Below are 9699 nucleotides of genomic sequence, written 5' to 3' on the forward strand. Positions count from 1 at the left end.
CTGCATGCCGGACGGGGTGGCCGCAGGGGCGCAGGGTCCCGCCGGTCGCCCCGTTTCGCCAGGATCCGCCCCAGCTGGTATCGTTGACTCGATTGTTTCTGTGTGGCAGAGGGACTCGGTCCGGGTTGCGGGGAAGGTGCGCAACGAATGCCACATTTTTGCACGCCCAGGGGCTTTTCCCGCGGATCGTGTCAGAACCGATCGCACGCGGGATCTTCAGAGCATCCCTCAGCTCGACCGGTCTGCGGCCCGTCCACAGATCGTCAAGCCCGAACCACGTATGGAGAACGCATAGTGCCTACTATTCAGCAGCTGGTGCGCAAGGGGCGCACTCCCAAGGTTGCCAAGAACAAGACCCCTGCCCTGCAGGGCAGCCCGATGCGTCGCGGTGTCTGCACCCGTGTGTACACCACGACCCCGAAGAAGCCGAACTCCGCACTCCGGAAGGTCGCCCGTGTGCGCCTGAACGGCGGCGTCGAGGTCACCGCGTACATCCCCGGCGAGGGGCACAACCTGCAGGAGCACTCGATCGTGCTCGTGCGCGGCGGTCGTGTGAAGGACCTCCCCGGTGTCCGCTACAAGATCGTCCGCGGCGCCCTCGACACCCAGGGTGTCAAGGGTCGCGGCCAGGCCCGCAGCCGCTACGGTGCGAAGAAGGAGAAGAAGTAATGCCTCGTAAGGGACCCGCACCCAAGCGCCCGCTCGTCCAGGACCCCGTCCACGGCTCCCCGCTGGTCACCCAGCTGATCAACAAGGTGCTCGTCGACGGCAAGAAGTCCACCGCCGAGCGCATCGTCTACGGCGCCCTCGAGGGCGTCCACAAGAAGACCGGCGAGGACGCCGTCGGCATCCTGAAGAAGGCCATGGACAACGTCCGCCCGGCCCTCGAGGTCCGCTCCCGCCGCGTCGGCGGCGCCACCTACCAGGTGCCCGTCGAGGTCAAGCCGGGTCGCGCCACCGCGCTGGCGCTGCGCTGGCTGGTCGGCTATGCCAAGGACCGCCGCGAGAAGACGATGACCGAGCGCCTCATGAACGAGATCCTCGACGCCTCCAACGGCCTCGGCGCCGCTGTGAAGCGCCGCGAGGACACGCACAAGATGGCCGAGTCCAACAAGGCCTTCGCCCACTACCGCTGGTGAGCGGGCGTCTGCGCGGAGCATCCCGCCCGTGCCCGGTCGGCCGCCGTCCTGCGGGACGAGGCTTCACCGGTGCGGGCGGGCCGCGTAGGCTGAACGGAGTCGGCGGCCCCGCCGGCGGCTCCACCCTTTTGAGAGAGACCTGAGAGGACAAGGGGATCAACCGTGGCACAAGACGTGCTCACCGACCTGAAGAAGGTCCGCAACATCGGCATCATGGCTCACATCGATGCCGGTAAGACCACCACGACCGAACGCATCCTGTTCTACACGGGCATCAACCACAAGATCGGTGAGACCCACGACGGCGCGTCGACGACGGACTGGATGGAGCAGGAGAAGGAGCGCGGCATCACGATCACCTCTGCCGCGGTGACCTGCTTCTGGGAGAACAACCAGATCAACATCATCGACACTCCGGGCCACGTCGACTTCACCGTCGAGGTGGAGCGCTCCCTGCGCGTGCTCGACGGCGCCGTCGCCGTGTTCGACGGCAAGGAAGGTGTGGAGCCGCAGTCCGAGACCGTGTGGCGCCAGGCCGACAAGTACAACGTGCCGCGCATCTGCTTCGTCAACAAGATGGACAAGCTGGGTGCGGACTTCTACTTCACCGTCGACACCATCGTCGAGCGCCTGGGTGCCAAGCCGCTGGTCATGCAGCTGCCGATCGGTGCCGAGAGCGACTTCATCGGCGTCATCGACCTGCTCCAGATGAAGGCCCTGGTGTGGCCGGGTGACGCCAAGGGTGACGTGACCATGGGTGCGGAGTACGAGACCCGTGAGATCCCCGAGGACCTGCAGGAGCGCGCGGAGGAGTACCGCAACCAGCTCGTGGAGGCCGTGGCCGAGGCCGACGAGGAGCTCATGGAGAAGTACCTCGAGGGCGAGGAGCTCAGCATCGATGAGCTCAAGGTCGGCATCCGCAAGCTCACGGTCGCGGGCGAGGCCTACCCGGTCTTCTGCGGCTCCGCGTTCAAGAACCGCGGCGTGCAGCCGATGCTGGACGCCGTCGTGGACTACCTGCCGTCGCCGGCGGACGTCGAGTCCATGGAGGGCCACAAGCCGGGCGACGAGGAGGCCATCCTCACCCGCCGCCCGTCCAAGGACGAGCCGTTCGCGGCGCTGGCGTTCAAGATCGCCTCGCACCCGTTCTTCGGCACCCTGACCTTCATCCGGGTGTACTCCGGTCAGCTGTCCTCCGGCGCGCAGATCCTCAACTCCACCAAGGGGAAGAAGGAGCGCATCGGCAAGCTGTTCCAGATGCACGCCAACAAGGAGAACCCGGTGGAGGAGGTGCAGGCCGGCCACATCTACGCGGTGATCGGTCTGAAGGACACCACCACGGGTGACACCCTGTGCAACCCGGAGCAGCCGATCGTGCTCGAGTCGATGACCTTCCCCGAGCCGGTCATCAACGTGGCCATCGAGCCGAAGTCCAAGGGTGACCAGGAGAAGCTGTCGACCGCCATCCAGAAGCTGGTGGCGGAGGACCCGACCTTCACCGTCTCTCTCGACGACGAGACCGGCCAGACCGTCATCGGCGGCATGGGCGAGCTCCACCTGGACGTCTTCGTGGACCGCATGAAGCGCGAGTTCAAGGTCGAGGCCAACGTCGGCAAGCCGCAGGTGGCCTACCGCGAGACGATCAAGAAGCGCGTCGAGAAGGTCGAGTACACCCACAAGAAGCAGACGGGCGGTTCCGGTCAGTTCGCGAAGGTGCTCGTCAACTTCGAGCCGCTGGACACCAGCGAGGGCGAGCTCTACGAGTTCGAGAACAAGGTCACCGGTGGTCGCATCCCGCGTGAGTACATCCCCTCGGTGGACGCCGGCATCCAGGACGCCATGCAGCTGGGCGTGCTGGCCGGGTACCCGATGGTCGGCGTCAAGGCCGAGCTCACCGATGGTGCCTACCACGACGTCGACTCCTCCGAGATGGCCTTCAAGCTGGCCGGCTCCCAGGTGTTCAAGGAGGGCGTGAAGCGGGCCAACCCGGTGCTGCTCGAGCCCATGATGGCTGTTGAGGTCCGTACTCCCGAGGAGTACATGGGCGATGTCATCGGTGACCTGAACTCGCGCCGTGGTCAGATCCAGTCCATGGACGACGCCTCCGGTGTCAAGGTCGTCAAGGCCGCGGTGCCGCTGTCGGAGATGTTCGGCTACATCGGTGAGCTGCGTTCGCGCACTCAGGGCCGCGCGGTCTTCACCATGTCGTTCGACTCCTATGCCGAGGTTCCCAAGGCCGTGGCCGAGGAGATCATCGAGAAGAGCCGCGGCGAGTGAGGTGACCCCTCGCGCCTGACGCTCATCGTCCGCTTCCCCCGGGGACCGTCCCGGTCGCCGGGGGAAGCGGACCGAGGGCGGGATGAGCTCCGGAGTCGTCCCGTCGTCGCAACACCCATGCGGGAACCGGTGAACCCGGGCCCGCAGGCCATCCGGAGAATTTCACCAAATACCATGCGCCCCAGTAGACTTGCGAGAGTTTCAGCCTGTTCACCTGTGCGGCTGATAGCAAGTCTTCTGACCTGAACAAGTTCTATAGGAGGAACCTGTGGCCAAGGCAAAGTTCGAGCGGACCAAGCCGCACCTCAACATCGGCACCATCGGTCACGTCGACCACGGCAAGACCACTCTGACCGCCGCCATCTCCAAGGTGCTGGGTGACAAGTACCCGGACCTGAACGAGCAGCGTGACTTCGCGTCCATCGACAACGCTCCCGAGGAGCGCGAGCGCGGCATCACGATCAACGTCTCCCACGTCGAGTACCAGACCGAGAAGCGTCACTACGCGCACGTCGACGCTCCCGGCCACGCCGACTACGTGAAGAACATGATCACCGGTGCCGCTCAGATGGACGGTGCGATCCTCGTGGTCGCCGCCACCGACGGTCCGATGGCCCAGACCCGTGAGCACGTCCTCCTGGCCCGCCAGGTCGGCGTCCCCGCGCTGCTGGTCGCCCTCAACAAGGCCGACATGGTCGAGGACGAGGAGCTTCTGGACCTCGTCGAGATGGAGGTCCGCGAGCTGCTGTCGGACCAGGAGTTCGACGGCGACAACGCTCCGGTCATCCGCACCTCCGGCCTGAAGGCCCTCGAGGGCGACGCCGAGTGGGTCAAGACCGTCGAGGACCTGATGGACGCCGTCGACGAGTTCATCCCGGAGCCGGAGCGCGACAAGGACAAGCCGTTCCTGATGCCGATCGAGGACGTCTTCACCATCACCGGTCGCGGCACCGTGGTCACCGGTCGCGCCGAGCGCGGCACCCTGTCGATCAACTCCGAGATCGAGATCATCGGTATCCGCGAGAAGCAGAAGACCACCGTCACGGGCATCGAGATGTTCCACAAGCAGCTCGACGAGGCCTGGGCCGGCGAGAACTGCGGTCTGCTGCTGCGCGGTCTGAAGCGTGACGACGTGGAGCGCGGCCAGGTCGTCGCCGCTCCGGGCTCGATCACCCCGCACACCGACTTCGAGGCGAACGTCTACATCCTGTCCAAGGACGAGGGCGGCCGTCACAACCCCTTCTACACCAACTACCGTCCGCAGTTCTACTTCCGGACCACGGACGTGACCGGTGTGATCTCCCTGCCGGAGGGCACCGAGATGGTCATGCCCGGTGACAACACCGAGATGACCGTGGAGCTCATCCAGCCCATCGCCATGGAGGAGGGCCTCGGCTTCGCCATCCGCGAGGGTGGCCGCACCGTCGGCTCCGGTCGTGTGACCAAGATCCTGAAGTGATCTGATCCCCACGGCTGATCCGCAGGAGGGCCCAGGTCAGGACCTGACCTCCTCCTGAGGGCGCACAAGGGCCCCCGATGTCCACCAGGACGTCGGGGGCCCTTGTTTTGCGTGCTGGAGGTTTTTCTGTCAAGATGGACAAGTTGCTCACGGACGAGTGCGCCCTGAGATGGCTGCGGCAGGCGATATGATCGCAGGCCCGCTCCCCAGGGGTCGCCCGAATCCCGGTGTCATCAGGCGCCGATGAGCTGTCAATCTGATCGAAGTCCAGCCCGATCTGCGCGGTGTGTCCTGCTGTGCGCGGAGTTCTCCGCTCATCAAAGCGACACGCCCGACCGCGGGGGTCGGAGTCCGGCGGGGCGAGCAGCCCGTCATCATGACGGGTTCGGCCTGACCGGGGTGTGCATCACGGCCTTGCCTGATGCGCAGTCCACAACTGCAGAAGGGGAGTGCCGCTCAGGCCTGTCGCGAGACGGGGATGGGGCGATGCCTTTTCTGGGAGCGTGATGCTCTGCCGCAGCGGTGGACTGCGAGAAGACCAGACGAAGAAGCACTGACCAGAAAGAGGCAGACGCCATGGCGGGACAGAAAATCCGCATCCGGCTGAAGTCGTATGACCACGAGGTCATCGACACCTCAGCCCGGAAGATCGTTGACACGGTCACGCGCGCAGGTGCGACGGTAGTGGGCCCCGTGCCGCTGCCCACCGAGAAGAACGTGTACGCCGTGATCCGTTCTCCCCACAAGTACAAGGACAGCCGCGAGCACTTCGAGATGCGCACCCACAAGCGCCTCATCGACATCGTCGACCCCACCCCCAAGGCGGTCGACTCGTTGATGCGACTCGACCTGCCTGCAGATGTCAACATCGAGATCAAGCTCTGAAGCAGGGAGGTGCTGAGAGAACTATGACCAACATTTCCCGCGTCGAACTGAACGTCAAGGGACTGCTGGGCACGAAGCTCGGCATGACCCAGGTCTGGGACGAGGACAACAACCTCGTTCCGGTCACTGTCGTCCAGGCCGACTCCAACGTCATCACGCAGGTCCGCACTGACGAGACCGACGGCTACAACGCGGTGCAGATCGGCTACGGCCAGATCGACCCGCGCAAGGTCACCAAGCCGCTGGCGGGCCACTTCGCCAAGGCCGGTGTGACCCCGCGTCGCCACCTCGTCGAGGTCCGCACCGCCGACTCCTCTGCCTATGAGGCCGGCCAGGACCTCTCCGTCGAAGCCTTTGAGGCCGGCCAGAAGGTCGACGTCGTCGGCAAGACCAAGGGCAAGGGCTTCGCCGGCGTCATGAAGCGTCACGGCTTCGCCGGTGTGGGCGCCTCGCACGGTCAGCACAAGAACCACCGCAAGCCGGGCTCGATCGGTGGCGCCGCCACTCCGGGTCGCGTCTTCAAGGGTCTGCGCATGGCCGGCCGCATGGGCAACGAGCGCCACACCACGCACAACCTCACCGTCCACGCGGTGGACGCCGAGAAGAACCTGCTGCTCATCAAGGGCGCCGTCCCCGGTGCTCGCGGCCAGGTCGTCCTGGTCCGCACGGCAGTGAAGGGAGCATGATCCACATGGCCAACAAGGTTTCCGTCGACCTCCCTGCCGAGGTCTTCGACGCCAAGACCAACGTCGCCCTGATCCACCAGGTCGTGGTCGCGCAGCAGGCTGCAGCCCGTCAGGGCACGCACAAGGTCAAGACCCGTGCGGAGGTGTCCGGCACCACGGCGAAGCCGTTCCGCCAGAAGGGCACCGGCCGCGCGCGCCAGGGTTCGATGATCGCCCCGCACATGATCGGCGGCGGCATCGTCCACGGCCCGACCCCGCGCAGCTACGCCCAGCGCACCCCCAAGAAGATGAAGGCCGCCGCTCTGCGCGGCGCCCTCTCCAACCGGGCGCGCAACGGACGGATCCACGTCGTGGACGCTCTGGTCTCTGAGACCCCGTCCACCAAGGGCGCCAAGGAGGCCCTGGCCTCCCTGGGCGGCGCGAACCGCAACTGGCTGGTCGTGATCGACCGCAGCGACGACGTCGCCGCGCTGTCGACCCGCAACCTGCCGCACGTCCACACGCTGTACTCGGACCAGCTGAACACCTATGACGTCGTCGTCTCTGACGACGTGGTGTTCACCCAGGCCGGCTATGACGCCTTCCTCGCGCAGCAGGCGGGCGCCGAGAAGGAGGAGACGAAGTGAGCGTCCTGACCGAGAAAGACCCCCGGGACGTGGTCATCGCACCGGTCGTCTCGGAGAAGTCCTACGGCCTGATCGACGAGGGCAAGTACACCTTCCTCGTCGACGTCAAGGCCACCAAGTCGGAGATCAAGTACGCCGTGGAGAAGATCTTCTCGGTGAAGGTCGACTCCGTCAACACCATCAACCGCCCGGGCAAGCGGAAGCGCACGCGCTTCGGCTGGGGATCTCGCAACGCCACCAAGCGCGCGATCATCACCCTGCGCGAGGGCAACATTGACATCTTCGGAGGTCCGCTGGGCTGAGCCCCGCGGAGACCACTTAATCGAGGAAGAAGAACATGGCTATCCGTAACCTCAAGCCGACCACCCCGGGCCAGCGCGGCTCGTCGGTGGCCGACTTCGCAGAGATCACCCGGGACACCCCGGAGAAGTCCCTGCTGCGCCCGCTGTCCAAGTCGGGCGGCCGCAACAGCTCGGGCAAGATCACCACTCGCCACAAGGGCGGCGGTCACAAGCGCCAGTACCGGCTGATCGACTTCCGTCGCTCGGACAAGGACGGCGTCCCGGCGAAGGTCGCGCACATCGAGTACGACCCGAACCGCACCGCCCGCATCGCCCTGCTGCACTTCGCCGACGGCACCAAGCGCTACATCCTGGCTCCGGCCAAGCTGGAGCAGGGTGCCCCGGTGGAGTCCGGCCCGAACGCTGACATCAAGCCGGGCAACAACCTCCCGCTGCGCAACATCCCGCTGGGTACCGTGATCCACGCGGTGGAGCTGCGTCCGGGCGGCGGTGCCAAGCTGGGCCGCTCCGCCGGAGCCTCCATCCAGCTGGTCGCCCGTGAGGGCAAGTACGCCCAGCTGCGTCTGCCCTCCGGTGAGGTGCGCAACGTCGACGTCCGCTGCCGGGCGACGGTCGGCCAGGTGGGCAACGCCGAGCAGTCCAACATCAACTGGGGCAAGGCCGGCCGCAACCGCTGGAAGGGCATCCGCCCGACCGTGCGCGGTGTGGTCATGAACCCGGTGGACCACCCGCACGGTGGTGGTGAGGGCAAGACCTCCGGTGGTCGCCACCCGGTCAACCCGAACGGCAAGCCCGAGGGTCGCACTCGTCGTCCCAACAAGGAGAGCGACAAGCTCATCGTGCGTCGCCGTCGGAACAAGAACAAGCGATAGGAGCCTGGAGACATGCCACGCAGCTTGAAGAAGGGCCCCTTCGTTGATCAGCACCTGTACCTGAAGGTCGTGGCTGAGAACGAAAAGGGCACCAAGAACGTCATCAAGACCTGGTCCCGCCGTTCCATGATCATTCCGGACATGCTCGGCCACACGATCGCAGTGCACGACGGTCGCAAGCACATCCCGGTGTTCATCACCGAGTCGATGGTCGGGCACAAGCTCGGCGAGTTCGCGCTGACCCGCACTTTCCGCGGCCATGTGAAGGACGACAAGAAGGGCAAGCGTCGCTGATCCCCTCACGGGATGAGTGAACGTGAAGCCTCTTCGATCGAGAGACGAGAGAAGGAAAGCAATGGAAGCCAAGGCAATTGCGCGCTACCTGCGTGTGACGCCTATGAAGGCCCGGCGCGTCGTCGACCTTGTCCGCGGCAAGCAGGCCAACGAGGCGCTGGCGATCCTCCAGTTCGCCCCGCAGGGCGCCTCGGAGCCGGTGTACAAGGTGGTGGCCTCCGCGCTGGCGAACGCTCGCCAGCACGCGGACCAGGCCGGTGTCGCCTTCAATGAGGACGACTACTACGTCACCGAGGCCCGAGTGGACGAGGGACCGACCATGAAGCGGTTCCGTCCGCGCGCCCAGGGTCGGGCGTACCGCATCAACAAGCGCACCAGCCACGTCACCGTCGTGGTCGGTACGGAAGAGAAAGGTGGGGATCAGTAGTGGGACAGAAGATCAACCCGAATGGTTTCCGTCTGGGTGTCACCACTGACCACGTCTCCCACTGGTACGCCGACTCGAGCAAGCCGGGTCAGCGCTACAAGGACTTCGTGAAGGAAGACGTCCAGATCCGGGAGCTGCTGAACAAGAGCGTCGAGCGCGCCGGCATCTCCAAGGTCGAGATCGAGCGCACCCGTGACCGCGTCCGTGTGGACATCCACACGGCACGTCCGGGCATCGTGATCGGCCGCCGCGGCGCCGAGGCGGACCGCATCCGCAGCGAGCTGGAGAAGCTCACCGGCAAGCAGATCCAGCTGAACATCCTCGAGGTCAAGAACCCCGAGACCGACGCTCAGCTGGTCGCCCAGGGTGTGGCCGAGCAGCTCGCCTCCCGTGTGGCCTTCCGCCGCGCGATGAAGAAGTCCATCTCGTCGGCCATGCGTGCCGGCGCCAAGGGCATCCGCATCCAGTGCGCCGGACGCCTGGGCGGTGCGGAGATGTCCCGTTCGGAGTTCTACCGCGAGGGTCGCGTGCCGCTGCACACCCTGCGCGCCAACATCGACTTCGGCAGGCACGAGGCCAAGACGACCTTCGGTCGGATCGGCGTCAAGGTCTGGGTCTACAAGGGTGACCTGACCGCCAAGGAGCTGGCCGCTCAGCAGGCCTCCCAGCCTTCGGGCCGGGGCGGTCGTGGCGGTCGCGGCGGTGCCGGCGGCGGCGAGCGTCGTCGTCGCG

The 9699-nt window shown here is 65.9% G+C and carries 12 protein-coding genes; all 12 read left to right on the forward strand.

Going from position 1 to position 9699, the window contains the following annotated elements:
- Window positions 1-294: 294 nt before the first annotated feature.
- Window positions 295-669, forward strand: coding sequence for a 30S ribosomal protein S12 (gene rpsL / locus BCY76_RS12220; protein ID WP_070161800.1), 375 nt, complete (start codon window positions 295-297; stop codon window positions 667-669).
- A complete protein-coding gene (gene rpsG, locus BCY76_RS12225) occupies window positions 669-1139 on the forward strand; it encodes a 30S ribosomal protein S7 (protein ID WP_070161799.1) in 471 nt (156 codons plus the stop codon). Before rpsL ends, rpsG begins: the two co-directional genes overlap by 1 nt.
- A 162-nt stretch (window positions 1140-1301) precedes the next feature.
- Window positions 1302-3416, forward strand: a complete 2115-nt coding sequence (gene fusA, locus BCY76_RS12230) for an elongation factor G (RefSeq protein WP_070161796.1) — start codon at window positions 1302-1304, stop codon at window positions 3414-3416.
- Window positions 3417-3684: 268 nt separating this feature from the next.
- Window positions 3685-4875, forward strand: a complete 1191-nt coding sequence (tuf, locus tag BCY76_RS12235) for an elongation factor Tu (protein WP_070161794.1) — start codon at window positions 3685-3687, stop codon at window positions 4873-4875.
- A gap of 576 nt (window positions 4876-5451) precedes the next feature.
- Entirely contained in the window at window positions 5452-5760 is a 309-nt protein-coding gene (gene rpsJ, locus BCY76_RS12240) for a 30S ribosomal protein S10 (RefSeq protein ID WP_022871716.1), read from the forward strand.
- A gap of 23 nt (window positions 5761-5783) precedes the next feature.
- Complete coding sequence (gene rplC, locus BCY76_RS12245) at window positions 5784-6446, forward strand: 50S ribosomal protein L3 (protein ID WP_085437746.1); 663 nt, start codon at window positions 5784-5786, stop codon at window positions 6444-6446.
- Window positions 6447-6451: 5 nt separating this feature from the next.
- Window positions 6452-7072, forward strand: coding sequence for a 50S ribosomal protein L4 (gene rplD / locus BCY76_RS12250; RefSeq protein ID WP_085437747.1), 621 nt, complete (start codon window positions 6452-6454; stop codon window positions 7070-7072).
- Window positions 7069-7374, forward strand: coding sequence for a 50S ribosomal protein L23 (rplW, locus tag BCY76_RS12255; protein WP_070161789.1), 306 nt, complete (start codon window positions 7069-7071; stop codon window positions 7372-7374). The genes rplD and rplW overlap by 4 nt, the downstream gene beginning before the upstream one ends.
- Window positions 7375-7409: 35 nt before the next feature.
- Entirely contained in the window at window positions 7410-8246 is an 837-nt protein-coding gene (rplB, locus tag BCY76_RS12260; RefSeq protein WP_070161787.1) for a 50S ribosomal protein L2, read from the forward strand.
- A 12-nt stretch (window positions 8247-8258) separates the two neighbouring features.
- Window positions 8259-8540: a 30S ribosomal protein S19 gene (rpsS, locus tag BCY76_RS12265; RefSeq protein WP_070161785.1), complete on the forward strand. Its 282-nt coding sequence runs from the start codon at window positions 8259-8261 to the stop codon at window positions 8538-8540.
- Between the two features lie 61 nt (window positions 8541-8601).
- The gene (gene rplV / locus BCY76_RS12270; RefSeq protein WP_070161783.1) at window positions 8602-8967 is read left to right on the forward strand and encodes a 50S ribosomal protein L22; all 366 of its coding nucleotides are present in this window, start codon (window positions 8602-8604) and stop codon (window positions 8965-8967) included.
- Window positions 8967-9699 (forward strand): 30S ribosomal protein S3 (gene rpsC / locus BCY76_RS12275; RefSeq protein ID WP_085437748.1); only part of this gene is annotated, 733 nt, incomplete at its 3' end. The genes rplV and rpsC, both read left to right, overlap by 1 nt.

This window comes from Nesterenkonia sp. PF2B19 (assembly GCF_001758425.2).
GTDB lineage: Bacteria > Actinomycetota > Actinomycetes > Actinomycetales > Micrococcaceae > Nesterenkonia > Nesterenkonia aethiopica.